Here is a 26,220-nt window from a genome sequence, read left to right as displayed (position 1 = left end):
TCCGTGGCGGAGGACCGACGGGGCCCTGCTCTCAGGTCACTTGGTGTTGATGACCTTGTCGATCGCGGCGTCCGCGTCCTTCGCGGCGGCCTCGACCGACTTCTTGCCGGTGCCGATGCTCTGCAGCATGGTCTGCAGGACCTGAGCCTTCTCGACCTGGCCCCAGCCCGGCGCCATCGGGACGAACCAGTTGGACTCGGCCGCGGTGGCCGGGACCTCCGTCTTCGGGTCGCTCTTCAGCGTCGCGAGGTCGGTCTTGTTGTTGGGCAGGTTGCCCTTGCCCATCAGGCCCTTCTGGCCCTTGGCGCCGGTGAAGGCGTTGATCCACTCGCCGGCGACGGCCTGCGCGTCGGACTTCACCGGAACGGCGAGGTCGGAGCCGCCGAGGAACACCGGGAGGTTCTTGCCGGACGGGCCGGGCATCACGAAGTTCTCGAGGTTGCCCTTGAGCTTGCCGGTCTTGTCGCTCTTCGGGTCCTCCGCGGTCGCGCCCTCCCAGGCGGCGCCGAAGATCATGCCGGACTTGCCCTGGCCGTAGACGATGTAGCGGTCGGACTCGTCCTTGGTCTTGTCGCCGTGCATGTACTTGTCGACGACGTTCTTGAACTCGGTGAGGCCCTTGATCGACTCGGGCGAGGAGAGGTTGGCCTTCCACTGGCCGCCCTCCTCCTTGGCGATGGAGCCGCCGGCGTCGTAGACGAAGGACATCGCGGCGTACCAGTCGCGGGTGGGCTGGTACCAGGCGTTGAACTTGTTGCCCTCCTTCTTCTGGATCTTGTCCAGGGCGGAGGTGAGCTCCTTGTACGTCTTCGGCGCGGTCTTCACGCCGACCGAGGCGGCGAGGTCCTTGCGCCAGTTGCCGACGCGGCCACCGGCGTAGTACGGCACGCCGTAGGTCTTGCCCTCGTACGTGACGGAGGCCTTGAGGCCGTCCAGCCAGGCGTCCGAGTTCTCGAACTTGCTCGCGTCCAGGGGAGCGAAGGCGCCCTTGACCATGTAGCCGAGCATCTCGGTGTTGCCCATCTCGACGACGTCGGGGGCCTTGTCGGTGGCCAGGACCGCGTCGAGCTTGGTGTTCTTGTCCGGCCAGCCGTAGTATTCGTGGTTGATCTTGATGCCGGGGTGCTTGGCCTTGACGGCCGCGTCGGCGGCCTTGACCAGCTCGGGCCAGTTGTTCTGCGCGTCGACGGTGAGCCAGACGGTCAGCTCCTTGGCGTCCGCGCCCTTGTCCGACCCCCCGGACTTGTTGTCACTGTCCCCGCATGCCGCGATGGAGACCATCATGCCCGCGATACCGATCGCGGCTATCAGCTTGCGCTTCACGCCACCCTCCTCAGGGATGCCACAAACCCCCCTGCCTCCCCGCGGTGACATACGCCGTACCGCCCGTGGGGCCGGGACTGGACCAATGGTGTAGACCAGTACGGGGAGCTTGGCCTAGACCTAGGGGGGTGTCAAGACATTCGCGAGCACCCCGACCGTCCGTTATGGGACCTACATATGCAGGGACCTTTAACTAGGTAATCGGCATATCGGGCAGGAGTGTTCAAGCGTCCGGCCCGGTGCCCCGACTGGACCACGCGCGCACGGCGCACGGGTCGCACGTCCGTGATGGACTAGACCAACGGGTGAGCCGACGGTATATAGAGGGGATCACGGAAGGTGCGGGGGGTACTCGCACATGAAGCCGTGCCACGATGTGAGCCGTGGCCGATGCGTAGGTCGGCCGCTTCGGCATCCGGAGCCGGGAAGGCAGAGCATGAGCACCGACGTCAGCAGTGCGGAGAACGAGGGTGGCGCGCCCATCCGTACCGCGCGCGTGCCCAAGTACTACCGCCTGAAGAAGCACCTGCTCGACATGACGGAGACCCTGCCGCCCGGTACGCCGGTACCGCCCGAGCGCACCCTCGCCGCAGAGTTCGACACCTCGCGCACCACCGTGCGGCAGGCCCTTCAGGAACTGGTCGTCGAGGGCCGCCTCGAACGCATCCAGGGCAAGGGCACCTTCGTCGCCAAGCCGAAGGTCTCCCAGGCGCTCCAACTCACCTCGTACACCGAGGACATGCGCGCGCAGGGCCTCGAACCCACCTCGCAGCTCCTGGACATCGGCTACATCACCGCCGACGAGACGCTCGCCGGCCTGCTCGACATCTCGGCCGGCGGCCGGGTGCTGCGCATCGAACGGCTGCGCCTGGCGAGCGGCGAGCCGATGGCGATCGAGACGACCCACCTGTCCGCGAAGCGCTTCCCCGCGCTGCGCAGGTCGCTCGTCAAGTACACCTCCCTCTACACCGCGCTCGCCGAGGTGTACGACGTCCATCTCGCCGAGGCCGAGGAGACCATCGAGACCTCGCTGGCCACCCCGCGCGAGGCGGGGCTGCTCGGCACCGACGTCGGCCTGCCCATGCTGATGCTCTCCCGTCACTCGCTCGACAAGCAGGGCGAACCGGTGGAGTGGGTGCGCTCGGTGTACCGGGGCGACCGGTACAAGTTCGTGGCCCGCCTCAAGCGGCCCCAGGACTAGGAGGTCCCGGCCGGCGGCGCCGGCACGGGCCTGCGCACCCCGTCGGGAGCGGCGTCCGGGACGCCGCTCCGGGTGTTGTCGAGTTGACGGGGCGTCGCGGTCTCATTGCTGTTGGGGACCGATATGCGGACGAGGGGTTCCGCTTTGCTGACGCCGTCGCCTAGATTGCCTGCGCGTTACACAGGTGATCAGCGAGGGGACGGAGTCGCCGTATGTCAGATGTGCCTGAAGTGAAACCACCGGTGGTCACACCGGTTCGCGTGGTGATCGCCCTGTGTCTGCTCGCGCCGTTCGTGGCGATGCTGTGGGTCGGCTCCTACGCCAAGGCCGACCCGGCCTTCATAGGCATCCCGTTCTTCTACTGGTACCAGATGGCGTGGGTGCTCATCTCGACGGCGCTCACGATGGTCGCGTACCAGCTGTGGCGGCGTGACCAGCGGGCCCGCGCCTCCGCCGCCACCCGCACTTCCACCAAGGGCGCCCCGGCCTCCGCCGAGGGTGCCGGAGCATCCGCCGAGGGGAGTGCCGGAGCATGAAGGACGGCGTCAACGGCGTCGCACTCGGCGTCTTCATCTTCTTCTTCCTGGCCGTCACGGTCATAGGGTTCCTGGCCGCGCGCTGGCGCAAGGCCGACAACGAGCACAGCCTCGACGAATGGGGCCTGGGCGGACGGTCGTTCGGAACCTGGATCACCTGGTTCCTGCTCGGCGGCGACCTGTACACCGCGTACACGTTCGTGGCCGTACCGGCCGCCATCTACGCGGCGGGCGCGGCCGGCTTCTTCGCCGTGCCGTACACGATCCTGGTCTACCCGCTGATCTTCACCTTCCTGCCGCGCCTGTGGTCGGTGTCCCACAAGCACGGATACGTGACGACGTCGGACTTCGTGCGCGGCCGCTTCGGCTCCAAGGGTCTGTCCCTGGCCGTGGCGATCACCGGCATCCTGGCGACCATGCCGTACATCGCGCTCCAGCTGGTCGGCATCCAGGCCGTCCTGGACGTGATGGGCGTGGGCGGCGGTGACAACACCAACTGGTTCGTCAAGGACCTTCCGCTGCTCATCGCCTTCGGCGTGCTGGCCGCCTACACCTACTCCTCGGGCCTGCGCGCCCCCGCCCTGATCGCGTTCGTGAAGGACACCCTGATCTACATCGTGATCGCGGTGGCCATCATCTACATCCCGATCAAGCTGGGCGGATTCGACGAGATCTTCAAGGCGGCGGGCGACAAGTACTCCGCGGCCGGCGCGGGCGGGCTCGTGCCTCCCGAGGCGGGCCAGTGGACCTACGCCACGCTCGCGCTCGGCTCGGCGCTCGCGCTGTTCATGTACCCGCACTCGATCACGGCGACGCTGTCCAGCCGCAGCCGCGAGGTGATCCGCCGCAACACCACGATCCTCCCGCTGTACTCGCTGATGCTGGGCCTGCTCGCGCTGCTCGGGTTCATGGCGATCGCGGCCGGGGTGAAGGTCACCAACGGCCAGCTCGCGATCCCGCAGCTGTTCGAGAACATGTTCCCGGACTGGTTCGCGGGTGTGGCCTTCGCGGCCATCGGTATCGGCGCGCTGGTCCCCGCGGCCATCATGTCGATCGCCGCCGCGAACCTCTTCACGCGCAACATCTACAAGGACTTCATCAAGCCGGACGCCACTCCGCAGCAGGAGACCAAGGTCTCCAAGCTGGTCTCGCTGCTGGTGAAGGTGGGCGCGCTGGTCTTCGTCCTCACCATGGACAAGACGGTCGCCATCAACTTCCAGCTCCTGGGCGGCATCTGGATCCTGCAGACCTTCCCGGCCCTGGTCGGCGGCCTGTTCACCCGCTGGTTCCACCGCTGGGCGCTCCTCGTCGGCTGGGCCGTGGGCATGCTCTACGGCACGATCGCCGCGTACGGGGTGGCCTCGCCGACGCAGAAGCACTTCGGCGGCAGCGCCAAGGAGATCCCCGGCATCGGGGAGATCGGCTACATCGGCTTCACGGCGTTCACCCTGAACGTGGTCGTGACGGTCGTCCTCACGTTCGCGCTGCGTGCGTTCAAGGCCCCGGACGGCGTCGACGAGACGTCCGCCGAGGACTACACGGCGGACGCGGGCGACCCGGGGGTCGAGGTGGAGCTGCCGGTGGCGGCCCACTGACCCAGCGGTTCCACACTCCGCGGCGCCCCTCGGTCAGGGGGGCGCCGCGGTCTTTTCCCGCCCCCCGGAAATTCGGCGGTCCTCCCCCGCGATCTCCCACAGACTGTGCGCATGGACACAGTCATCCGCGTCGCGCGTCCCGAGGAGTACCCGGGCCTCGGCGAGATCACCGCCCAGGCCTATCTCCGCGACGGACTGCTCGACTTCGGGGAGAGCGACGCATATCTGGGAGAGCTGCGGGACGTGGCCAAGCGCGCCGCCGCGGCCGACGTGCTCGTCGCGGTCGAACGCGAGTCCACGCCCGGCACGCAGCGACTGCTCGGCGGGGTGACCTTCGTGCCGCGCGGCGGCGCCATGGCCGACATCGCCCGCCCCGGTGAGGCCGAGATCCGCATGCTCGCGGTCGCCCGCGAGGCACGCGGCCGGGGTGCCGGGGAGGCACTAGTCCGCGCCTGCGTCGACCGCGCCCGGGCCACGGAGGGCTGCGTACGCATCGTGCTGTCCACCCAGCACTCCATGCACGCCGCCCACCGGATCTACGAGCGCCTCGGCTTCACCCGCACCCCGGGCCGCGACTGGAACCCGATCCCGGAGCTGGACGACATCCGGCTGCTCACCTACGAACTGACGCTCTGACAGCTCTTCAGCCACCCTCCGAAGCCGACACGACACAACATGTGGGGGTGGTCCCGCAGCCCGGCACAAGATGTATGCTCATGCTCGCTGTCGCCGCAGGGGAATCCGGTGCGAATCCGGAACTGTCCCGCAACGGTGTACTTGTGTGTGTTCGCGTATCCGCCTGCACGCGCTGGCTTCAGTCCGAGGACCTGCCGACAGCGCACCCCGGCCGTCCGGCCCGGGTGCCGACGACGTCCGGGCCTCGCGGAATGGGCCGGTGGACGCGGTGCGCTGCCCTCCGGCCGGCGCCCCCGTGTGCCTCCGTGCCTCCCGACAGGCCCCGTGCCGAGCGAGGGAGAGCCCCACGTGACCATCGCGCCAGCCGATCCGGCTTCAGCGTCCGCGCAGCAGGCCCCGGTGGAGACGGACGGTCCCGGTACCGCGCTGCTGCGGATCCTGACCGATCTCACCGCCGACCTCCCCGACGCCGACCCCGGCCGGGTCGCGGCCGCCGCGCTGCGCGGCCGGTCCGCCCGGGCCGACGAGGCGGAGCTGCGTGAGCTGGCCACCGAGGCGGCGGCGGGACTCATCTCCGAGGACCCCGCGTACTCGCGGCTGGCCGCCCGGCTGCTGACGATCAGCATCGCGGCCGAGGCCGCCTCGCAGGGCGTCGCGTCCTTCTCCGAGTCGGTCGCCGTCGGCCACCGCGAGGGTCTTGTCGCGGACCGCACGGCGGAGTTCGTCCGCCTGCACACGGCCCGCCTCGACGCGCTCGTCGACGTCGAGGGCGACGACCGCTTCGGCTACTTCGGCCTGCGCACCCTGCACAGCCGCTATCTGCTCCGCCACCCGATCACCCGCCGGGTGATCGAGACGCCCCAGCACTTCATGCTCCGGGTGGCGTCGGGTCTCGCCGAGGACGACACGATCCGCTCCGTGGACGAAGTCGCCGCGCTCTACCGGCTGATGAGCCGCCTCGACTACCTGCCCTCCTCCCCCACGCTCTTCAACTCCGGTACGCGGCACCCGCAGATGTCGTCCTGCTACCTCCTCGACTCCCCGCTGGACGAGCTCGACTCCATCTACGACCGCTACCACCAGGTGGCCCGGCTCTCGAAGCACGCGGGCGGCATCGGGCTGTCGTACTCCCGCATCCGCTCGCGCGGTTCGCTGATCCGCGGCACGAACGGGCACTCCAACGGCATCGTCCCGTTCCTGAAGACCCTCGACGCCTCGGTCGCCGCGGTGAACCAGGGCGGCCGGCGCAAGGGCGCCGCGGCCGTCTACCTGGAGACCTGGCACTCCGACATCGAGGAGTTCCTGGAGCTGCGCGACAACACCGGTGAGGACGCCCGGCGCACGCACAACCTGAACCTGGCGCACTGGATCCCGGACGAGTTCATGCGCCGGGTGAACGAGAACGGTGACTGGTCGCTGTTCTCCCCGGCCGACGTGCCGGAGCTGGTCGACCTGTGGGGCGACGAGTTCGACGCCGCGTACCGCAAGGCCGAGGAGGCCGGGCTCGCCCGCAAGACCATCCCGGCCCGCGACCTGTACGGCCGGATGATGCGCACCCTCGCGCAGACCGGCAACGGCTGGATGACCTTCAAGGACGCCGCCAACCGGGCCGCCAACCAGACCGCCGAGCCGGGCCACACCGTCCACTCCTCGAACCTGTGCACCGAGATCCTGGAGGTCACGGACGACGGGGAGACGGCGGTCTGCAACCTCGGTTCGGTCAACCTCGGCGCCTTCGTGAGCAACGGCGACATCGACTGGGAGCGGCTGGACGAGACCGTCCGCACGGCCGTGACGTTCCTGGACCGGGTCGTCGACATCAACTTCTACCCGACCGAGCAGGCGGGCCGCTCCAACGCCAGGTGGCGCCCGGTGGGCCTCGGCGCGATGGGCCTCCAGGACGTCTTCTTCAAGCTGCGGCTGCCCTTCGACTCGGCCGAGGCGAAGGCGCTGTCCACCCGGATCGCCGAGCGCATCATGCTCGCCGCGTACGAGGCCTCCGCGGACCTCGCCGAGCGCAACGGCCCGCTGCCGGCCTGGGAGAAGACCCGTACGGCGCGCGGTGTGCTGCACCCCGACCACTTCGACGCCGAGCTGACCTGGCCGGAGCGCTGGGCGGCACTGCGGGAACGCATCGCCGCCGTCGGCATGCGCAACGCGCTGCTGCTGGCCATCGCGCCCACCGCCACCATCGCGTCCATCGCGGGCGTGTACGAGTGCATCGAGCCGCAGGTCTCCAACCTGTTCAAGCGCGAGACGCTCTCCGGCGAGTTCCTCCAGGTCAACTCCTACCTGGTCGCCGACCTCAAGGAACTCGGCGTCTGGGACGCGCGCACCCGCGAGGCGCTGCGCGACTCCAGCGGCTCCGTGCAGGACTTCGCGTGGATCCCCGCCGAGGTCCGGGCGCTGTACCGCACGGCGTGGGAGATCCCGCAGCGCGGCCTGATCGACATGGCCGCGGCGCGCACCCCGTTCCTGGACCAGTCGCAGTCGCTGAACCTGTTCATGGAGACGCCGACGATCGGCAAGCTCTCCTCGATGTACGCGTACGCCTGGAAGCAGGGGCTCAAGACGACGTACTACCTGCGCTCGCGTCCGGCGACCCGCATCGCCCGCGCGGCCCAGGCGCAGGCGCAGCCTGAGAAGACCATCCCCGTCCAGCAGGTGGCCGACCCCGACGCCGTCGCCTGCTCCCTTGAGAACCCCGAGTCCTGCGAGGCCTGCCAGTGACCACCGCCCCGAACACCGAGAAGAGCCTGCTCGACCCCGGCTTCGAGCTGACTCTGCGCCCGATGCGCTACCCCGACTTCTACGAGCGCTACCGGGACGCCATCAAGAACACCTGGACCGTCGAGGAGGTCGACCTCCACTCGGACGTCGCCGACCTCGCGAAGCTGTCCCCGGCGGAGCAGCACCTGATCGGCCGTCTGGTCGCCTTCTTCGCGACGGGCGACTCGATCGTGGCGAACAACCTGGTGCTGACGCTGTACAAGCACATCAACTCCCCGGAGGCGCGGCTCTACCTGAGCCGGCAGCTCTTCGAGGAGGCGGTCCACGTCCAGTTCTATCTGACGCTGCTGGACACCTATCTGCCCGACCCGGAGGACCGGACCGCCGCCTTCGCGGCCGTGGAGAACATCCCCTCCATCCGCGAGAAGGCCGAGTTCTGCTTCAAGTGGATGGACTCGGTCGAGAAGCTGGACCGGCTGGAGAGCAGGGCGGACCGCCGCCGCTTCCTGCTCAACCTCATCTGCTTCGCGGCGTGCATCGAGGGGCTCTTCTTCTACGGAGCCTTCGCCTACGTCTACTGGTTCCGCAGCCGCGGCCTGCTGCACGGCCTCGCGACCGGCACCAACTGGGTGTTCCGCGACGAGACGATGCACATGTCGTTCGCCTTCGAGGTGGTCGACACGGTCCGCAAGGAGGAGCCGGACCTGTTCGACGACCAGCTGGAGCAGCAGGTGACGGACATGCTGCGGGAGGCCGTCGAGGCCGAGCTGCAGTTCGCCCGCGACCTGTGCGGTGACGGTCTGCCGGGCATGAACACCGACTCGATGCGCCAGTACCTGGAGTGCGTCGCCGACCAGCGGCTCTCCCGGCTGGGCTTCGCTCCTGTGTACGGCTCGGAGAACCCGTTCTCCTTCATGGAGCTCCAGGGCGTGCAGGAGCTGACCAACTTCTTCGAGCGGCGGCCGTCCGCGTACCAGGTCGCCGTGGAGGGCACCGTCGACCTCGACGAGGACTTCTGACGGGTGCACCGTGGGCGACGCCGGGCCGCTTGTGCGGCCCGGCGTCGTCGTGTCGTGCCCACCCCGCGGCGCGCAGCCGGACCGGCGGGGCCCTCACCACGGCGCTGTGTCGCGCGTACGGCAGGGCCGACGGGGCCCGGCCGTGGCGCCGCGTCCGGAAAGCGAGGGGATCCTGTGGCGCGGGTGGCACGTCCAAGCGGCAAGGAGGTCATCTCATGCGCCGAACGACCCAGAACCGGATGCCGGCCCTCGCCGCGCTGGCACTGCTCCTCGCGGGCTGCGGCACGCAGGGCGGGGGCGAAGCGGGCGGCAGCGGCACCGTGTCACCCGCCCCCACCACCCCGAAGGGCTGCGCCGCGGCACGGGCGGAGCTCGCCGCCACCGACACCGGCCGTACGTTCTGCCTGTCCGTGGGCGAGGTGATCCGGATCGGGCTGGACGGCACGTCCGCGCGGCCGTGGGCGCCCGTCAAGGCCGGCGGCAGCGGTCTGGAGGCCACCAACAGCGGTGTCGTCCTCCAGGCCGGTGACGCGTCCTCCGCGTTCAAGGCCGTCTCGACGGGTACGGTGCGGCTCACCTCGTCCCGCCCGCTGTGCCCGAGCGATCCGGCCCGGATCTCGTGCGACGGGCTTCAGGAGTGGGCGGTCACGGTGGTGGTGACGAAGCCCTGAGTCCGTGCGGAGCGCTCACCGCCCGCGGGGGGCAGGGCCCCGCGCCCGGGGTGGTGGGCCTCCGCGCGGGAGCGTGCCTCCCTCAGCTGCCGGTCCACGCGCCGCTCGTGGGCGAGACCGATCAGCGACGGGAAGGCCACCGCCACGAAGATCCCCAGGACGGTCAGGATTCCGACGAAGTTGTCCATGAGTGCGTTCATGGACACTAGTGTCGCGCCGTTCACTCCTTACCGTCAGTGGCAGTACTGCCGCACACCCTCGAATTACTGCCACTTCCACGGCACACTGGGGCGCATGCTGAAGAACGTGGCGGCCATCCTGCTCGACGGTGTGCATCCCTTCGAACTCGGCGTGGTCTGCGAGGTGTTCGGGCTCGACCGCAGCGACGACGGCCTGCCCGTCTACGACTTCGCCGTCGCCTCGGCCGAGGGCCCGGACCTGGGCACGCATGTCGCGGGCCTCACCCTGTCCACCCCCTACGGCCTCGACCGGGTCGACGAGGCCGACCTCGTCGTCGTCCCGGCCGGCGAGAACTACATCGGCCGGGAGTACCCGCCCGCCCTGCTGGCGACCCTGCGCCGGGCCGTGGACCGCGGAGCCCGCGTCCTCAGCGTCTGTTCCGGGGTCTTCACTCTCGGCGCGGCCGGGCTCCTCGACGGACGGCGGTGCAGCGTGCACTGGCGGCAGGCGGAGGAGCTCGCCCGCCGCCATCCCCGGGCGATCGTCGAACCCGACGTGCTGTACGTCGACGAGGACCCGGTGCTCACCTCCGCCGGCACCGCCGCGGGCATCGACGCCTGTCTCCACCTGGTCCGCAAGGAGCAGGGCCCGGAGGTCGCCAACGCCATCGCCCGGCGGATGGTGGTGCCCCCGCACCGCGACGGCGGTCAGGCCCAGTACATCGAGCGCCCGCTGCCCCGCTCCCCGGGCGACACGATCGGCGACGTGCTGGCCTGGATGGAGCGGCATCTCTCCGAGGACGTGACCGTCGAACAGCTCGCGGCCCGAGCCCACTTGGCCCCGCGCACCTTCGCGCGCCGCTTCCAGCAGGAGACGGGCACCACCCCGTACCGCTGGATCCTGCGCCAACGTGTGCTGCTGGCACAGGAGTTGCTGGAGGCCACGGACGAGACGATGGATGCGATCGCGAGCCGGACCGGGTTCGGCAACGCGGCGGCCCTGCGCCATCAGTTCGTCCGGAGCCTGGGCACCACCCCGCAGACGTACCGGCGCACCTTCAGGGGCCCGCGGGCGGCCTGAAGATGCGCCGGTGGGCGCGCGGGATCAGCGCGGACGTGCCGTGAGCAGCAGCTTGTGCGGGCGCAGGGTGATGCCGACACGGGTCGTGTCATTGGACCCGGACACCTGCTCGTAGCGCCAGCGGGACGCCACGGTCGCGGTGATCAGGGTGAGCTGCGCCATCGAGAAGTGGTCGCTCGGGCACTTCCGGTTGCCCAGGCTGAACGGGCGCATCGCGTACTTCGGGATGTCCTTGGACCGTTCCGGAAGCCAGCGCTCGGGATCGAAATCCAGGTGCCGCCGGTACGAGCGGGGGTCGCGCTGGATCGCGTACGGGCTGTAGACGATGTCGGCACCGGCCGGAATGCGATAGCCGCCGAGCTCGGTTTCGGTCACCGCCCGCCGCGTCAATATCCATACGGCGGGGCACAACCGCATGGCCTCGACGACGACATTGTTCGTGTGGGACAGCTTCCGGACGTCGTTGAATCCGACGGGCCGGTCCCCCACGACGGATTTGACCTCTGCGGCCACCTTGTCCGCCTGTTCCGGATGTTCCGCGAGGACCTGGAGGAGCCACATGATCGTGGATGCGATGGTTTCGCTGCCGGGCGTGAGTATCGCGACGACTTGGTCGTGGATCTCCTGTTCGTCGATGAGGTCGCCGTTGTCGTCCTTCGCTTCCAGCAATGCCGTCAGCAAATCGTCCGGCTTTTGACCAGATGACCGTCGTTCGTCGATGATCTCGTCGACGAGGTCATGCAAATCAGCCAATGCGTGGTCGAATTTACGCAATGGCGGAAGGGGCAGCCGATAGAGCGGCCCCGCCGGGATGACCATGCGCCGGTACATACCGCGGAAGACGGTCGTGAGCGCGATGCTCAGCCGCTCCGCACGCTCGTCCATGAACTTGCCGCGCAGCAGGCAGCGGGCCGCGATCCGGACGGCGACACGGAACGACTCCGAGGTGCAGTCGACCGTCGTCCCCGGCTCCCAGCGGGCCGCGAACGCACGTGCCTCCTCCTCCATGATCGGCCCGTACTCGGGGATGATGTCGGCCCGGAACGCCGGCTGTATGGTGCGCCGTTGGCGCCGGTGCTGCGGCCCGTTGGCGGTCGCGACGCCCTTCTTGCCCAGCAGTCCTTCGAGGGACTCCCACAGCGGGCCGCCGATCTCGTAGTCGGGGTCGAGCGCCAGCGCACCGGTGAGGGCGGGGGTGGTGACGGCGTACACCGTCTTGGGACCCAGCTTGAGCCGGACGACATCGCCGTGGTCGCGCAGCTGGGCCAGGAAGCCCAGCGGGTCGCGGACCAGTTTCCAGCCGTGGCCGAGCCCCGGCACACCGCCGCCCGCGAGGGGCGGGACGGACAGCTCCGGCGCACGGGGGGCCGGAGTCCGCGGGCGTGCCGCCCGGTCGGGCGCGGCCGAGAGCTCGGGGGATGACTCGACGGTCATTTCTCACCTGCCGCTTCATTGTTGACGTACGGGGGTGTGGAGCGGTCGTCCCAGTTGTCGACCATGTACCGGCCCGACTCGTGGTGGAACCAGTACACGGAGCTGAACCAGTTCCGCATATTTCCGATGCACGCCCTGACGGCGACGCCCGTCACCTTTTCCTCCACGGTGCCGTCCATGAGGGAGTCGGCGAACCGTAATGCGTCCCGTTCGGCGACAAGGAATTCATTGATGCATTCCTCGACGCGCCGCCTTATTTCCGTGACCGCCTCTTCGAGTGTCAGCCCGTCGTGATGAATGAGGCTGATTCCGAGATTGTGGACCTCGTCACCCGCTATTTCCTTGGGAAGCGAACACAGATCGTTGTACCAGGCGGCAAATTCCTGACTGAGCAGTGCCGCACGCTCATAGGCCGGGTGTTTCCTCACGGCGACGGGAAGTTCGCACTGCGCGCTGGGCTCCAGCAGATCGGTCCAGATCCAGTGCGCGAATGTCAGTCGGCGTAGTTCCAGGTATGCGTCGACCGTGGGGACGGTGCCGGACGTACGGTTGCGGAATTCTCGGTCGTACGCCTCGATCACCGCGTGGAAGTGGAGTGCGAACCGTTCGTTCCACTTCTTGCCGAGGAACGAGTACAGACGCACCATGCTGTCCGCGAACCCCGCGACCAGGGGATCGGGGTGGTGCAGGTGGTCCCCGGGGGAGTCGAGGGCCGCGTGGAGCCGGAACCTGAGCCTGCGCCAGGCGTCGGTCCGGCCGTGGATGACGTCCCGATCGTGGCGGTCGTCCCAGACGAAGAACCAGGCGCTGTAGTCCGCTATCGCCTGCATGACGTCGTCGGGGGCGCCTATGTAGTAGCCCGCCATGAGGTCCGTGTAGCACAAGCCGTCGGCATATTCCTCGACCTTGTCCGCCGGCATGAGCCGTTTTTCGAGGAGCCAAGCCCTGGTCTTCTCCTGGAGCCTGGGCCAATACGGGTGGAGTTGACGGGGAAACTCTGACTCGATCACCGGAAGAGAGAGCGCTGGTGGAACCGCGACCGCTGTCGGTGTCGATGAAGTGCCGTGTGAGAAAGCATGCACGAACAAACCCCTCTCAGCCGCCTGTTGGCGGTACGCCCCTCCCTGTGCCGGGCGTGCGCCGTTGCGTATCCCCGCCTTCCCATTCAGCACCACAACTGACCGTTCTGGGAACGGATTTGCTTCACTCACTACCCCACGGTGCCGAGAATCTCCCCTTGTGTGACTGAATATGGATCACTAGAGGAGCACAAGGGATCGAACGTGCGACGCACACACGAACGGCGCCTGGTCAGGAAGGTTCCCTGACCAGGCGCCGTTCGAGAGGGCTCACGAGAGGCCGTGAGTCCCACCTGTCATTTTCTGTCTCAGTCGTTCGCGAGGGCGGGCGCCGCGTGGCTCGGCCGCTCCCGGGAGGGTCGCCGGACCGCTCAGTCGTTCGCCACGATCGGGTAGCGGGGCTCGTTCTCGGCCATCTGCCGCAGCGCGTCCTTGCGCTCACGCTTGGAGAGACGGTCGATGTACAGGTAGCCGTACAGGTGATCCGTCTCGTGCTGGAGGCAGCGGGCGAAGTAGCCGGTGCCCCGCACCTTGACCGGGTTGCCCTTCTCGTCCTGCCCGGTGACCTCGGCGTAGTCGGGGCGGGCGAGCGGCGCGTACGCGGTCGGCACCGAGAGGCAGCCCTCGTTGCTGTCGTCCAGACGGCGCAGCTCGGCGGGCAGTTCGACCAGCACGGGGTTGCAGACGACCCCGACGTGCCGCTTGCCCTCGTCGTCCATGCAGTCGTACACGAAGACCTTCAGGTCCACGCCGATCTGGTTCGCGGCAAGGCCGACGCCCTCGGCGGTGCGCTGGCTGGCGAACATGTCCGCGACCAGCTGGTCCAGCTCCGCGCCGAACTCCGTGACGTCCTTGCACTCCTTGTGGAGCACGGGATTCCCGACGACCGTGATCGGCCGCGAGGTCCCGCGCTCGCGGTAGGCCGTCTCGCGCTCCTCGCAGTCCTCGGTGTCGATGACGAAGCCGTCGTCGTCCACGGGGAGCACGCCCGCGTGCTGCTGATCGGTGTCCTGCTGCGCCATGACGACGTACGCCTTCCTCAAACCTTGGGAAATTCTGCGAGTACAGCCTACGGGGAGCGACCGGGTGACTTCCCGGCGATCCCGCGGGACGGTCGCAGCCCGGCCGGCGTCCGCGGCCCTCGGACCGGCGCGCTCAGCAGACCTCTTCCAGGTCCCGCCAGTCCCGGGAGTCGGGGCTGTCGGCCACCCAGCCGTCCAGCAGACCGCGCACCAGCGAGGCCGGCGCCGCGAGACCGCACTCCCGCTCGGGCACCCACAGCTGCCCGTCGGTGCGGTGACCGAGCGGCCCCGGGTGGCCCGGTTCGCTGTGGTCGTGCGGGTCCAGGTGCTCGCCGTCACCCTCGTCGGACGGCATCCGCGACTCGGAGCACATCCGGCACAGCAGCCGTACGGAGGACGACCAGTCCTCGGCGGCGAAGCCCGCGTCCGCCGCGAGCTGCTCCAGCGCGTCACGGTCGTCCTCGGTGGCGGCCTCCAGGAGGACCACCCAGGTGGGGACGGGCGAGGGCGCCCACAGCTCGATCTCGTCGAAGACCGGATAGGCGTGTCCGGCGGCCGTGGTCCGCTCCCCGTGGGGAACCCCGTCGTGCAGCACGACCTCGCCCCAGCGCCGTCCGGAGGACGGCAGCGGAATGGACAGCACCTCCACGCGGGCGGGGTCGAGCCGCCGCCCCCACACCACCTCGGCCTCCCCCTCGGGGGACAGTCGTACGGCAGCGCTGCCGAGGTCCATGCCCACCGGCTCCCCGGAGACCGCGGCGCCGCCCGGCACCCGCAGCCCGTACGCCTGCCAGGCGCGCCGGGCCAGCGGCCAGTCCTGAAGCGCGGTGGCCGCGATGCCCACGTTCCACCAGTCGGGCGCCCCGGTCTCCCGGTCGAGCAGCGCGACGGCCCGCAGGCCCGCCGCCCGTGCCTGTTCCCAGTCGTGCCGGAACTTGTGCAGCAGAGCCAGGTTGAACCAGGACTCGGAGAGCCACGGCTCCAGGTCCGCGGCGCGTGTCAGCAGCGCGCCCGCGTCCTCGTACCGGCCGTCGCCGATCAGCGTGAACGCACGGTCGGTGGCCTGCCGCCATGAGGCGGAGGGCCGGTGCCGTCCCTTGCCGAAGATCCTCACGATTCCCGCCTGCCAGTTCCTCGCGTTTCCCGCCTGCTGGTCCTTCGAAGAGTCCCTTGAAGACAGTGCAGCCCCGGGCTGGCCCGTGCCCCCGAACACCCTCTTCCTCGCATCCAACCACGTACCGTCGGACAGGCGCTCATTACCCATGGGTTACCCCGCCCGGGGCGAGGTCAGACCGGCCGTCGGTGCCCGGTCGCCGATCCGGTCCGAGGCTCTCACCCGTCGGCCCCGTTCTGCGACAGCACCCTGGCCAGCGACTCCACCACTTCCGGCTGGTAGTCGTGGGCCGTGGCCAGCCGGAGTCTCTCCAGCGCGGCCAGCGGCCCTCCGGGTCCTGCTTCCCTGGCCATCTCCTCGTATGCGTTCACGGTCCGGACGATCCGCGCGGACATCGGCTGCTCCCGGTACGGGTCGGCCTGCCGCTCCACGACCACGGCGACCTCGGCGTCCACTCCGGTCTGGCGGACGACGGCCCCGCCCAGCAGCGCGATGCGCCGCTGCTCGTCCGCGGACAGCGCTGCGGTGGCCCCGGCGGGAACGGGGTCGACGAGGCTGAGCTGGCCGATGTCGTGCATGAGTGCCGCGTACTCCAGCACCACGAGATCGGGCGCGGTGAGGCCCAGCTCCCGGCCGACGGCCCGGCTGAGGGCCGCCACCCGGCGTGCGTGCCCCACGGGCGTGTACCCGGCGATCTCGGTCGCCCGTGCCAGGGAGGCGATGGTCTGCCGGTAGGTGACCCGCACGGCCGCGTACCGGCGGAAGGAGAGCTGGGTGAGCAGCAGGGGGAGCGAGAAGACGGGCAGGGCCCACAGTCCGACCACGGCGACCGCCAGCGACATCACGGCCCCGGTCGCGCAGACCGCCGACCCGATGCCGAGCGTGGCCCGCAGTTCGTCCCGCAGCAGCGGCCCGAACGGCCACCGGGCGCGCGAGTGCGCCATCGCCGCCGTGAGGACGGCGTCGCACAGCGCGGTGAGCACCAGCAGGGCGACCAGGAGCACCGCGTACGCCGGACCGCCCCACTCCAGCAACCTGCCCTGGTTGTACAGGGGTTGGAAGCAGACGGCGGCGAAGGAGACGGTCAGCACCCGCCGGGTGAGGTGATCCGTGGTGGGCGCGTGGCCCCTGGCCACGTGCGGCACGCTGCCGAGCAGGGTGGCGGCCGACACCACGGCGACGACCTGGAGGGCACCGTGCTCGCTGGGCCGTCCCGCCTGCTCTCCGAGCAGGGCGTACGACAGGGCCGCGGCGGCACCGAGCGGCGCGGACTCGCGTTCCTCGGTGCCGCTCCAGCGGGTGAGTTCCCCGAGGGTCACGAGGAGGCCGAAGGCGAGAGCGGTGCCCCGGTCGTCGAGCCCGTTCCACAGCGTGGAGGCGAGGGCGGCGAGCCCGAGCAGGGCGGCACCCGTGCGGGCGACGGCGCTGAACGAGGCTGTGCCCGAACGGGTGAGGGCGGGCGCCGGGAGCGGCCGGGACAGGCTCACGGGCCTCTCCCGATCCCGATGTCCTCGGGGCCGCCCCGGACACCGTCCACCTGCGCCGCACCGTCCCCCGGCCCGGCGCCGGACGCCGCACCCGCGGAGGGTCGCCGGTTCACACCCGGGCCGCACTCCGGCCCACCGCCGGCACCGGGTGACTCCTCACTCACGGGCGGGCCGCCCCCTTCGGCATCACCCGCCCACGGACCGACCCGCCGGGCCCCGGCCGCACGCGAACCGTCCAGCGCGGTACCGGCCGCACGCGAACCGCCGGACCGGGGTTCGGTCGCGCCAGGGCCGCCGGCCTGCGGTTCGTCGGCATGCGAGCCACCCGACCGCCTGCCGTTCACCCGCGTGCCGTCCGCCCGGGACTCGGCCGTACGTGGGCCACCGGCCCGGGCGTCGGTCGCCCGAAGCCCATCCGGCGGCGTGCCGTTCACCGGCGGACCGTCCGCCCGGGACTCGGCCGTACGTGGGCCACCGGCCCGGGCGTCGGTCGCCCGAAGCCCATCCGGCCGCGTGCCGTTCACCGGCGGACCGTCCGCCCGAGGGCCGGCCGTACCCGAGTCACCCGCCCGGGGCTGGGCGACGCGCGCGCCACCGGCCGGGGATGCAGTGACACGCGGACCGTCCGACCGCGTCCCGTTCGCCCCCGGACCGTCCGACCGCGCCCTGTTCACCCCCGGACCGTCCGACCGGGTACCGGCCTCACGCGGACCGTCCGCCCGGCTGTCGCCCGTACGCGGGCCGTCCGTCCGGAGGTCGGTCGCGCGCGTGGCGGCGGGGCCTGCGTCGGGTGCGGGCGGGCCGGGCGGGCGGGAGCCGTTCGGGCAGGGGCCGCCGGGTGCGGGGACCTGGTGGACCCCTGCTTCCCGCGGGCCCGCCGGGGCGCCGGCCGGTGACGCGGTGTCCGCGGTGACCACGGGATGCCAGCCGTGCCGGGAGAGCGCCCGCACGAGCGCCCGCACCATCCCGGGGTCGAACTGCGCTCCCGCGCACCGCTCCAGTTCCTCCAGCGCGGCGGGCACCGGCCGGGCTCGCCGGTAGGAGCGGGTGGACGTCATGGCGTCGAAGGCGTCCGCGACGGCCACGACCCGCGCGAACTCGGGAATCTGCGCCCCGACCAGGCCGTACGGGTATCCGCTTCCGTCGAGCCGCTCGTGGTGGTGGAGGATCGCCGACCGGGCCTCCCCGAGGAACCCGATGCCCCGCACCATCTCGTGCCCGTACTCGGGATGCAGTTCGATCACCCGCCGCTCCTCGGGGGTGAGCGGGCCGTCCTTGCGCAACAGCCGCGTCGGGACGCCCAGTTTGCCGACGTCGTGGAGGATGCCGGCGAACCGGAGGACCTCGACGCGCCGGTCGTCCATGTCCAGTTCGCGCGCGATCATCATGGCCGCCTGGCCGACCCGTTCGCTGTGCCCGCGGGTGTAGCCGTCCTTGATGTCGACGGCCTGGACGAGCGCGCGGATGGTGGCCTGATGGGCGGCCCGCTCCCGGTGGTACTGGGCGAACACCCAGCAGGACACGTACATCGGCAGCAGCACGAGCAGCGCGGCGACGGGCCCGTACGGGCTGCGCCACAGGACCGCCATCATCAGCCCGGCGAGCCCGTGCACGCCGACCGGTGCGAGGGAGCGTGCGAACAGCCCGCGCCAGGCGGTGCGCGCCGGCACCCGTTCGGCGAGTGCCAGGATGCCGCCGTCGAGGACGGTCAGGACGAGGCAGAAGGTGAGCACCGCCGCCCCGGCGGGGAGCAGGGCGTACGGGAAGTCGGGCGCGAGGACCGCGTCCCGGCCGCCCAGCACCCCGTGCACACGGGAGGCCGCCCAGACCGCGACGGCGAGTTGAGAGGCGCGCCAGACGCGGCGCAGCCACCGAGGGCGTTGTTCGACCCGGGTGAGCAGGGCGCCGGGCACGGCGACCAGCGCGGCGGCGGGCGGCGGCAGCAGAAAGGCCCCGGCCAGCAGCACGGGGAGAAACGTGCCCATTCCCGGCGGGGCATCGCGGCCATGGGCGGATCCGGAGGCGCGCCGGAGCGGGATCCGCTCGCACCCGGCGTAGAGCAGGGCCATCAGCGCGACGATCCACCACGGGGCGCGCAGGTCGGGCAGCGGAGCCAGACAGGCAAGGGCCGCGAGGGCGACACACGCCACGTAGACGCGGGCCCACGCCTGGACCGACCCCATCTCCTCGCCCCCTCCCCGGCTTCCGGCACCGGAGCCTAGGGCGGTGGGGACTGCACGGGGACGCGTATGAACGAATCCGCGGGCTCGGAGCCCGCGGATTAGCACGTTCGGGTGATTGGTGGACGATCTCCGTGAGGAGGCGACGCCGCGCCGGGAGTCAGGACTCCTGCGGCGTCGCGGTCACGTCGTGCTCGGGCACGGCCTGCCCGGAGCGGATCAGGTCGATGCGGCCCATGACCTTGGCGCGCAGGTCCGTCGGCACGTCGTCATGGCCGCAGCACCGCTTGACCAGCTTCTTCACGGCCTGCTCGAGGCCGTACTTCTCCAGGCACGGGGAGCACTCCTCGAAGTGCACCTCGAACTTGGTGCAGTCCGCGTCCGGCATCTCATGGTCGAGGAACTCGTACAGATGGTCGAGTACCTCACTGCAATCCGTCTCGTGCGGCTCTCCGCAGCTCATGAGCCCGAGCCTTTCGCTTCGTTCGACTCTCCGGCGCCGGCCGGAACCAGCCCGCGGTCACGCGCGTAGTCCTCAAGCATGCCGCGCAATTGGCGACGGCCCCGGTGGAGCCGGGACATCACCGTACCGATGGGTGTCCCCATGATGTCCGCGATCTCCTTGTACGCAAAGCCCTCTACGTCAGCGAGATAGACGGCGATGCGGAATTCCTCGGGGATCGCCTGCAGCGCCTCCTTGACGTCCGAGTCGGGCAGGTGGTCCAGCGCCTGCGACTCGGCGGAGCGCAGTCCCGTCGACATGTGCGACTCGGCACGTGCGAGCTGCCAGTCCTCGATCTCCTCGGCCGCGCTGCGCTGAGGTTCGCGCTGCTTCTTGCGGTACGAGTTGATGAAGGTGTTGGTGAGAATGCGGTAGAGCCACGCCTTGAGGTTGGTCCCCTCGCGGAACTGGTGGAAGGACGCGTACGCCTTCGCGTACGTCTCCTGCACCAGGTCCTCGGCGTCGGCCGGATTGCGCGTCATACGCAGGGCGGCCGAGTACATCTGGTCGAGGAATTCGAGCGCGTCCCGCTCGAAGCGCGCGGCGCGCTCGGCGGACGACTCCGTGCTCGTGCCCTGGCCCTCGGGCTGCTCCGCCTGGCCGTGTTCGGTCCCTGCGTCGGTCCCAGTGACCGGACCCACCTCCTCAAGCGATGTCGTGAGACCGAGACCGGTCCCACTGGAATCGGAGGATAGACGAACATCAGGCCCACCCGCCGCCCGAATAGGGGCGTTCTTACCCGCGTGCAGCACCGTCCAGTCCAGGTCAGCGCTGCTGCGACGGCTCGGGCAGATGGTCGAACCCATGCGGCGGACTTCCTCTCCTCGGAACGGTCAGCACGGTTCGTGCTGTCTGCTCCACACAACAGTTGTCCGCCGCCCGGCATTCCCGTGCGTCACCCGAGTGACGCGGTCCACTTCGCGACACCGTCGGTGATGACCTTCAGCGCCTCGTCCTGGCCGAGCGGGGCCCGTTTCGGCACCGCGAAGCCGTGATCGCCGTACGGCACCTCGATCAGCTCGTACGGGCCCTCGGGGAACTCCTCCGGCTTCCCGAACGGATCGTTGCCGCCCTGGACGACGAGCGTGGGCACCCCGGCGCCGAGCAGTTCGTCGGCGCGGGACTTCTCCGGCTTGCCCGGCGGATGCAGCGGGAAGCTGAGGGCCAGCACGGCGGCGGCGCCCAGTTCCGTCGCGGTCCGGCAGGCGACGCGGGCGCCGGCGCTGCGTCCCCCGGCGATCACCGGCAGGCCCGGCCGCACCAGTGCCGGCCACAGTCCGCGCCACCCCACGTCCAGCGTCTTCGGCGCGGGCGCGAGCTTCTTGCCCGCCACCCGCCAGGGCTGCTCGACGAGCGCGACGCTCACGCCGTGCGCGGGCAGCGCCGCGGCCAGCGCACGGAGGTCGCGCGCCTCGATGCCGCCGCCCGCGCCGTGACTCGCGGCGAGGACGATCCGCGGCTTCGCGGCCCGGTGCCAGGTGATCCGGGCCGTACCGGCGTCGGTGTCGATCGTCTCGGTGGTCACGGTGGTCTCGTTCGCCCCGGTCGTCTCGGTCGTCTCGGTCGTCTCAGTCGTCCCGGTGGTCTCAGTGGTCCCAGTGGTCTCGGTCACGTCAGAAGAGTGTGCCCTCTTCGGGGCCCTCCAGCTCCTTCAGCAGCTCCGGGCCGTTGTTGCGGACGTTGCTGACGGCCGTGGAGACGGGGTAGGCGCGCATCAGTCCGGCGGGCGGCGGCGCGAGCAGTCCACGGAGATCCTCGGCGTCCGTGCGGGCGGGGTCGAGCCAGGAGTCCCAGCGGTCCGGGGTCAGCATCAGGGGCATCCGGGGGTGGATGTCCGCCAGCGCGTACGGCCCGTCGGCGGGCGCGACCGCCAGGGGTGTGGTCTCCGCCTCCGTCGTGATCACGGAGCACGTCACCCACCAGGCCTGCGGGTGGTCGTCGGGGAGCGTCCTGTCGCGCCAGAACTCGTACAGCCCGGCCATCGCGAAGACCGAACCGTCCGCCGGCGTGACGAAGTACGGCTGCTTGCGCGGACGCTTCTTCTTGCCCTCGACCTCCAGCTCGCGCTCGGCCGCCGCGGTGACCCACTCGTAGTAGCCGTCGGCGGGGATGATGCAGCGCCGGGCCGCGAAGGCACGGCGGTACGAGGGCTTCTCGTGCACCGTCTCCGCGCGTGCGTTGATCATGCGGGCGCCGCCCTCGGGCGTCTTGGCCCAGGACGGTACGAGTCCCCACTTGAGCCGGCGCAGCTGGCGAACCGGCTTCGGGCTGTCCGCGTCCTTGAGAGGACGGTCGAGAACCGCGTACACCTCCTTCGTCGGGGCGACGTTGTAGTCGGGAGCCAGGGTCTCCTCGGGCTCCCACTTCTCGACCTCAAAGATTCCTGCGAGATCCTCGGGCCTGCGACTCGCTGCATACCGTCCGCACATACGTGCCACACTGCCAGATTCCGCGACACCACAGGGAGCCACCGCAGACAATGGACAGCACCGCATCCACCTCGCTGGCGAGCCTCTGGGACCAGGTCTTCGGCAGTCAGCCGGACCCCGACCTGTGGGTGGTGATCGCCACTCTGGTCGCCGCCCTCGCGGTGATCGTCCCGCACGGCGTCTGGCGGGTGTCCCGGAACGCCATCACCATCGCCCACGAGGGCGGCCACGGTCTGGTGGCCCTGCTCACGGGGCGCAGCCTCAGCGGTATCCGGCTGCACTCCGACACCAGCGGCCTGACGGTGAGCCGGGGCAAGCCCACCGGGCTCGGCATGATCCTCACCGCCGCCGCGGGCTACACCGCTCCCCCGCTGCTCGGCCTGGGCGGCGCCGCGCTGCTCGCCGCGGGTCACATCACCGCGCTGCTGTGGCTGGCCACGGCCCTGCTCGTGGCCATGCTGGTGATGATCCGGAACGCGTACGGGGCGCTCACCGTGATCGCCACCGGCGGCACCTTCCTGCTGGTGTCCTGGCTGGCGGGACCACAGGTGCAGGCGGCGTTCGCGTACGCGGTGGTGTGGTTCCTGCTGCTCGGCGGTGTCCGGCCCGCCTTCGAGCTCCAGGCCAAGCGGCGCCGGGGCGGGGCGGGCGACTCCGACGCGGACCAGCTGTCGCGGCTCACGCACGTGCCGGCCGGGATGTGGCTGTTCCTCTTCCACGCGGTGTCGCTGTGCTCGCTGATAGGCGGCGGGCGGTGGCTGCTGGAGGTGTGACGGCCGGGCCACCGTCCGGGCGTGCGGGCGTGGACGTGCGCGTGGGGTCGTGAGCGTGCGCGCGGGCGTGGCGCCGCGTGAGAGCGCGGGACGTCGTGCGGACCGGGAAGTGCGCCACTTTCGCGCCGGAGTGAGCAAGAGGCGGCGCCGCACTTGACACAGCACGCGCCCGGGCACGCATCCGAGGGCTGTTTCGCTCATGTTTCGCCGCTTTTGATCAAGATTTCCATCCATCGCCAGCCACTAAAGTGGGGCGCATGACCGTGAACCCCGCCCACACCGCCCTCTGGCCCGCCCCGCACGCGAGCGGAGCCGTCGATGCGACGGTCCACGTGCCGGGGTCCAAGTCGGTCACCAACCGCGCTCTCGTGCTGGCCGCGCTGGCCTCCGAGCCGGGCTGGCTGCGCCGCCCGCTGCGCTCCCGCGACACCCTGCTGATGGCGGGCGCCCTGCGCGCGATGGGCGTGGGCATCGAGGAGACGGTGGCCTCCAGCTCCACGGTCGCCGCGGGCCCGGACTCCTCCGGCGAGGCCTGGCGGGTCATCCCCTCGGGCCTGCGCGGCCCGGCCACGGTCGACGTCGGCAACGCGGGCACCGTGATGCGGTTCCTCCCGCCGGTCGCCGCGCTCGCCGACGGCCCCATCCGTTTCGACGGCGACCCGCGTTCGTACGAGCGCCCGTTGAACGGCGTGATCGACGCCCTGCGCCTGCTCGGCGCCCGCATCGACGACGACGCGCGCGGCGCGCTGCCGCTGACCGTGTACGGCGGCGGCGCCCTGGACGGCGGCCCGGTGGAGATCGACGCGTCCTCCTCGTCGCAGTTCGTCTCCGCCCTGCTGCTCTCCGGCCCGCGCTTCAACCAGGGGGTGGAGGTGCGGCACGTCGGCTCCACCCTGCCCTCCATGCCGCACATCCGGATGACCGTGGACATGCTGCGCGCGGTCGGCGCCCAGGTGGACACCCCGGAGTCGGGCGGCGAGCCGAACGTCTGGCGGGTCACGCCGGGCGCACTGCTCGGCCGCGACCTGATCATCGAGCCGGACCTGTCGAACGCTCAGCCGTTCCTGGCCGCCGCCCTGGTGACCGGCGGCAAGGTCGTCATCCCCGACTGGCCCGTGCGCACCACCCAGCCGGGCGACCGGCTGCGGGAGATCTTCACCGAGATGGGCGGCTCCTGCGAACTGACCCACATCGGACTCGAGTTCACCGGTTCGGGTGCGATCCACGGCATCGATGTGGACCTGGGCGAGGTCGGCGAGCTGACCCCCGGCATCGCGGCGGTCGCGGCGCTCGCCGACTCGCCCTCCACGCTGCGCGGCGTCGCCCACCTGCGTCTGCACGAGACGGACCGGCTGGCCGCGCTCACCAAGGAGATCAACGAACTCGGGGGCGACGTCACCGAGACCGCCGACGGCCTCCACATCCGCCCGCGCCCCCTGCACGGCGGCGTCTTCCACACCTACGACGACCACCGCATGGCCACCGCGGGCGCGATCATCGGTCTGGCGGTGGAAGGCGTGCGGATCGAGAACGTGGCGACGACGGCGAAGACCCTGCCGGACTTCCCCGAGCTGTGGACCGGGATGCTCGGGAACTGACGGGCGGACCGGGATCATGCGCCGTTACGGCAAGCACACCGACGAGGACGACATCCGCGCGCGCCCCAACCGCAAGGGCAACCGTCCGCGTACGAACATCCGCCCCAAGCACGAGGACGCGGCCGAGGGCATGGTCCTCACCGTCGACCGGGGGCGTCTCACCTGCCTCGTCGAGGACCGCGTGGTGCTGGCGATGAAGGCCCGCGAGCTGGGCCGCAAGGCCGCCGTCGTCGGTGACCGGGTCGCCCTGGTCGGCGACCTGTCCGGCAAGAAGGACACGCTCGCCCGCATCGTCCGCATCGAGCCGCGCGACTCGGTCCTGCGCCGCACGGCCGACGACGACGATCCGTACGAGCGGGTGGTCGTGGCCAACGCCGACCAGCTCGCCATCGTGACCGCGCTCGCCGACCCGGAACCGCGCCCCCGGCTGATCGACCGCTGTCTCGTCGCGGCGTTCGACGGTGGTCTGGAACCGCTGCTGGTGATGACCAAGTCGGACCTCGCCCCGCCGGACGAACTCCTGGAGCTGTACGGCGCGTTGGACATCCCGTACGTCGTCACCAGCCGTGAGGAGCTGGAGAACGGCGACGCGGCGGACCGGGTCCGCGAACAGCTGGACGGCAGGATCACCGCCTTCGTGGGGCACTCCGGCGTCGGCAAGACGACCCTGGTGAACGCCCTCGTCCCGGCCGACCGGCGGCGTACGACAGGACACGTGAACGCGGTGACCGGCCGCGGCCGGCACACCACCACCTCCGCGCTGGCGCTGCCGCTCTCGGACGACGAGGGCTGGGTCATCGACACCCCGGGCGTCCGTTCCTTCGGTCTGCACCACGTCGACCCGTCCCGGGTCATCCACGCCTTCCCCGATCTCGAACCGGGCACCGAGGGCTGTCCGCGCGCGTGCAGCCACGACGAGCCGGACTGCGCGCTGGACCAGTGGGTGGCGGACGGCCACGCGGACCCGCAGCGGCTGTACTCCCTGCGCCGTCTGCTGGCGACGCGGGAGCGCCGCGAGGGAGACTGACCAGGAGGGCCGCGGCGGCCGTGGCCAGGTGTCCCGAGGGGCGATCTGACCTCGGCGGTGTTTGCGTCCGCGGCCCGTCGGTAAGGGTTTGGCCGGTCGGCAAATGCATAATCGCACCGAGCGACCCGGAGAGGTTCAGGCAAACCCCACGCCGCCCGGCACGCACCGCGTCCGGGGCCGCCGGCCGGGTCCGACCCAGACGAAGCAGTCGACGTGCGGACGCGGGAGGAAAAGAAATGGCGTGGCTGCTGGTCGTTGTGGCGGGACTGCTCGAAACCGGCTTCGCCGTCTGTCTGAAGCTCTCGCACGGCTTCACCAGACTCTGGCCGACGGTCGCCTTCTGCGTCTTCGCGCTCGGCAGCTTCGGCCTGCTGACCCTCTCCCTGAAGAAGCTGGACGTCGGTCCCGCGTACGCGGTGTGGACCGGCATCGGCGCGGCGGGCACCGCGATCTACGGCATGATCTTCCTCGGCGACCTGGTGTCGACCCTCAAGATCGTCTCGATCAGCCTCGTCATCATCGGGGTCATCGGGCTGCAACTGTCCGGATCGGCCCACTAAGGGCTGTCCCGCGGTGCCGCCGGGCACCGCGACACGGGCCGCGG

The 26,220-nt window shown here is 70.6% G+C and carries 23 protein-coding genes, 1 pseudogene and 1 riboswitch; of the genes and pseudogenes, 12 read left to right on the top strand and 12 right to left on the bottom strand.

All coding sequences use genetic code 11. The features are described from left to right. Positions 1-36: 36 nt before the first annotated feature. On the bottom strand, positions 37-1,323 hold the full coding sequence (locus ACSYGO_RS30390) for an extracellular solute-binding protein (RefSeq protein ID WP_426679754.1): 1,287 nt from the start codon (positions 1,321-1,323) through the stop codon (positions 37-39). A gap of 436 nt (positions 1,324-1,759) precedes the next feature. Between ACSYGO_RS30390 and ACSYGO_RS30385 the strand changes: the two genes are divergently transcribed. From ACSYGO_RS30385 to ACSYGO_RS30355, 7 genes are all read left to right on the top strand, one after another. Continuing rightward, a complete protein-coding gene (locus ACSYGO_RS30385) occupies positions 1,760-2,524 on the top strand; it encodes a GntR family transcriptional regulator (RefSeq protein ID WP_028802055.1) in 765 nt (254 codons plus the stop codon). Positions 2,525-2,736: 212 nt separating this feature from the next. Next, positions 2,737-3,060, top strand: coding sequence for a DUF3311 domain-containing protein (locus tag ACSYGO_RS30380; RefSeq protein WP_432189722.1), 324 nt, complete (start codon positions 2,737-2,739; stop codon positions 3,058-3,060). Further along, positions 3,057-4,655, top strand: coding sequence for a monocarboxylate uptake permease MctP (mctP, locus tag ACSYGO_RS30375; protein ID WP_426679756.1), 1,599 nt, complete (start codon positions 3,057-3,059; stop codon positions 4,653-4,655). The genes ACSYGO_RS30380 and mctP overlap by 4 nt, the downstream gene beginning before the upstream one ends. A gap of 111 nt (positions 4,656-4,766) precedes the next feature. After that, positions 4,767-5,291, top strand: coding sequence for a GNAT family N-acetyltransferase (locus ACSYGO_RS30370; protein WP_426679757.1), 525 nt, complete (start codon positions 4,767-4,769; stop codon positions 5,289-5,291). A gap of 74 nt (positions 5,292-5,365) precedes the next feature. After that, positions 5,366-5,504: riboswitch (cobalamin riboswitch) on the top strand. Between the two features lie 135 nt (positions 5,505-5,639). Next, positions 5,640-8,021, top strand: coding sequence for a ribonucleoside-diphosphate reductase subunit alpha (locus ACSYGO_RS30365; RefSeq protein WP_460388357.1), 2,382 nt, complete (start codon positions 5,640-5,642; stop codon positions 8,019-8,021). 62 nt (positions 8,022-8,083) lie between these two features. Further along, a complete protein-coding gene (locus ACSYGO_RS30360; protein ID WP_373557590.1) occupies positions 8,084-9,040 on the top strand; it encodes a ribonucleotide-diphosphate reductase subunit beta in 957 nt (318 codons plus the stop codon). A gap of 215 nt (positions 9,041-9,255) precedes the next feature. Then, positions 9,256-9,711, top strand: coding sequence for a hypothetical protein (locus ACSYGO_RS30355; RefSeq protein ID WP_426679759.1), 456 nt, complete (start codon positions 9,256-9,258; stop codon positions 9,709-9,711). On the opposite strand, the gene ACSYGO_RS30350 is transcribed toward ACSYGO_RS30355, so the two are convergent. Next, positions 9,672-9,911, bottom strand: coding sequence for a hypothetical protein (locus ACSYGO_RS30350; RefSeq protein ID WP_426679760.1), 240 nt, complete (start codon positions 9,909-9,911; stop codon positions 9,672-9,674). The two genes, ACSYGO_RS30355 and ACSYGO_RS30350, sit on opposite strands and share 40 nt — an antisense overlap. Positions 9,912-10,005: 94 nt before the next feature. Here ACSYGO_RS30350 and ACSYGO_RS30345 point away from each other — a divergent pair, with 94 nt between their 5' ends. After that, positions 10,006-10,971 (top strand): GlxA family transcriptional regulator, encoded by a 966-nt coding sequence (locus tag ACSYGO_RS30345; RefSeq protein ID WP_426679761.1) that lies wholly within the window; start codon positions 10,006-10,008, stop codon positions 10,969-10,971. 24 nt (positions 10,972-10,995) lie between these two features. On the opposite strand, the gene ACSYGO_RS30340 is transcribed toward ACSYGO_RS30345, so the two are convergent. The 10 genes and pseudogenes from ACSYGO_RS30340 to ACSYGO_RS30295 form a co-directional block, all read right to left on the bottom strand. Continuing rightward, positions 10,996-12,405 carry a bifunctional albaflavenone monooxygenase/terpene synthase gene (locus ACSYGO_RS30340; RefSeq protein WP_460388354.1) on the bottom strand — a complete coding sequence of 470 codons (1,410 nt, stop codon included), beginning with the start codon at positions 12,403-12,405 and terminating at the stop codon, positions 10,996-10,998. Then, the gene (gene cyc1 / locus ACSYGO_RS30335) at positions 12,402-13,487 is read right to left on the bottom strand and encodes an epi-isozizaene synthase (RefSeq protein ID WP_426679803.1); all 1,086 of its coding nucleotides are present in this window, start codon (positions 13,485-13,487) and stop codon (positions 12,402-12,404) included. Before cyc1 ends, ACSYGO_RS30340 begins: the two co-directional genes overlap by 4 nt. 368 nt (positions 13,488-13,855) lie before the next feature. After that, the gene (gene def, locus ACSYGO_RS30330; protein WP_095936535.1) at positions 13,856-14,506 is read right to left on the bottom strand and encodes a peptide deformylase; all 651 of its coding nucleotides are present in this window, start codon (positions 14,504-14,506) and stop codon (positions 13,856-13,858) included. Between the two features lie 133 nt (positions 14,507-14,639). Continuing rightward, positions 14,640-15,620, bottom strand: a complete 981-nt coding sequence (locus tag ACSYGO_RS30325) for a tetratricopeptide repeat protein (RefSeq protein ID WP_028802046.1) — start codon at positions 15,618-15,620, stop codon at positions 14,640-14,642. 218 nt (positions 15,621-15,838) lie between these two features. After that, the gene (locus tag ACSYGO_RS30320; protein ID WP_426679804.1) at positions 15,839-17,020 is read right to left on the bottom strand and encodes an HD-GYP domain-containing protein; all 1,182 of its coding nucleotides are present in this window, start codon (positions 17,018-17,020) and stop codon (positions 15,839-15,841) included. A 956-nt stretch (positions 17,021-17,976) separates the two neighbouring features. Then, positions 17,977-19,290, bottom strand: a pseudogene (locus tag ACSYGO_RS30315) (HD-GYP domain-containing protein); the annotation flags it as partial. A gap of 157 nt (positions 19,291-19,447) precedes the next feature. Next, a complete protein-coding gene (gene rsrA, locus ACSYGO_RS30310) occupies positions 19,448-19,750 on the bottom strand; it encodes a mycothiol system anti-sigma-R factor (protein ID WP_028802045.1) in 303 nt (100 codons plus the stop codon). After that, complete coding sequence (sigR, locus tag ACSYGO_RS30305; protein ID WP_426679763.1) at positions 19,747-20,430, bottom strand: RNA polymerase sigma factor SigR; 684 nt, start codon at positions 20,428-20,430, stop codon at positions 19,747-19,749. The genes rsrA and sigR overlap by 4 nt, the downstream gene beginning before the upstream one ends. A gap of 254 nt (positions 20,431-20,684) precedes the next feature. Then, the gene (locus ACSYGO_RS30300; RefSeq protein WP_426679805.1) at positions 20,685-21,314 is read right to left on the bottom strand and encodes an alpha/beta hydrolase family protein; all 630 of its coding nucleotides are present in this window, start codon (positions 21,312-21,314) and stop codon (positions 20,685-20,687) included. Positions 21,315-21,402: 88 nt separating this feature from the next. Further along, on the bottom strand, positions 21,403-22,218 hold the full coding sequence (locus ACSYGO_RS30295; RefSeq protein ID WP_426679764.1) for an SOS response-associated peptidase: 816 nt from the start codon (positions 22,216-22,218) through the stop codon (positions 21,403-21,405). Between the two features lie 50 nt (positions 22,219-22,268). Between ACSYGO_RS30295 and ACSYGO_RS30290 the strand changes: the two genes are divergently transcribed. From ACSYGO_RS30290 to ACSYGO_RS30275, 4 genes are all read left to right on the top strand, one after another. Beyond that, a complete protein-coding gene (locus tag ACSYGO_RS30290) occupies positions 22,269-22,991 on the top strand; it encodes a M50 family metallopeptidase (protein WP_359489611.1) in 723 nt (240 codons plus the stop codon). A 257-nt stretch (positions 22,992-23,248) separates the two neighbouring features. Beyond that, positions 23,249-24,589, top strand: coding sequence for a 3-phosphoshikimate 1-carboxyvinyltransferase (aroA, locus tag ACSYGO_RS30285; RefSeq protein ID WP_426679765.1), 1,341 nt, complete (start codon positions 23,249-23,251; stop codon positions 24,587-24,589). A gap of 16 nt (positions 24,590-24,605) precedes the next feature. Further along, positions 24,606-25,616: a ribosome small subunit-dependent GTPase A gene (rsgA, locus tag ACSYGO_RS30280; protein WP_426679766.1), complete on the top strand. Its 1,011-nt coding sequence runs from the start codon at positions 24,606-24,608 to the stop codon at positions 25,614-25,616. Between the two features lie 236 nt (positions 25,617-25,852). Beyond that, positions 25,853-26,176 carry a DMT family transporter gene (locus tag ACSYGO_RS30275; protein ID WP_028802038.1) on the top strand — a complete coding sequence of 108 codons (324 nt, stop codon included), beginning with the start codon at positions 25,853-25,855 and terminating at the stop codon, positions 26,174-26,176. The last annotated feature ends 44 nt before the right edge of the window (positions 26,177-26,220 follow it).

It is taken from the genome of Streptomyces krungchingensis (genome assembly GCF_054729265.1).
The sequence above is the reverse complement of the archived record's forward strand: the minus strand, read 5'-3'. Positions and strand labels throughout refer to the sequence as shown.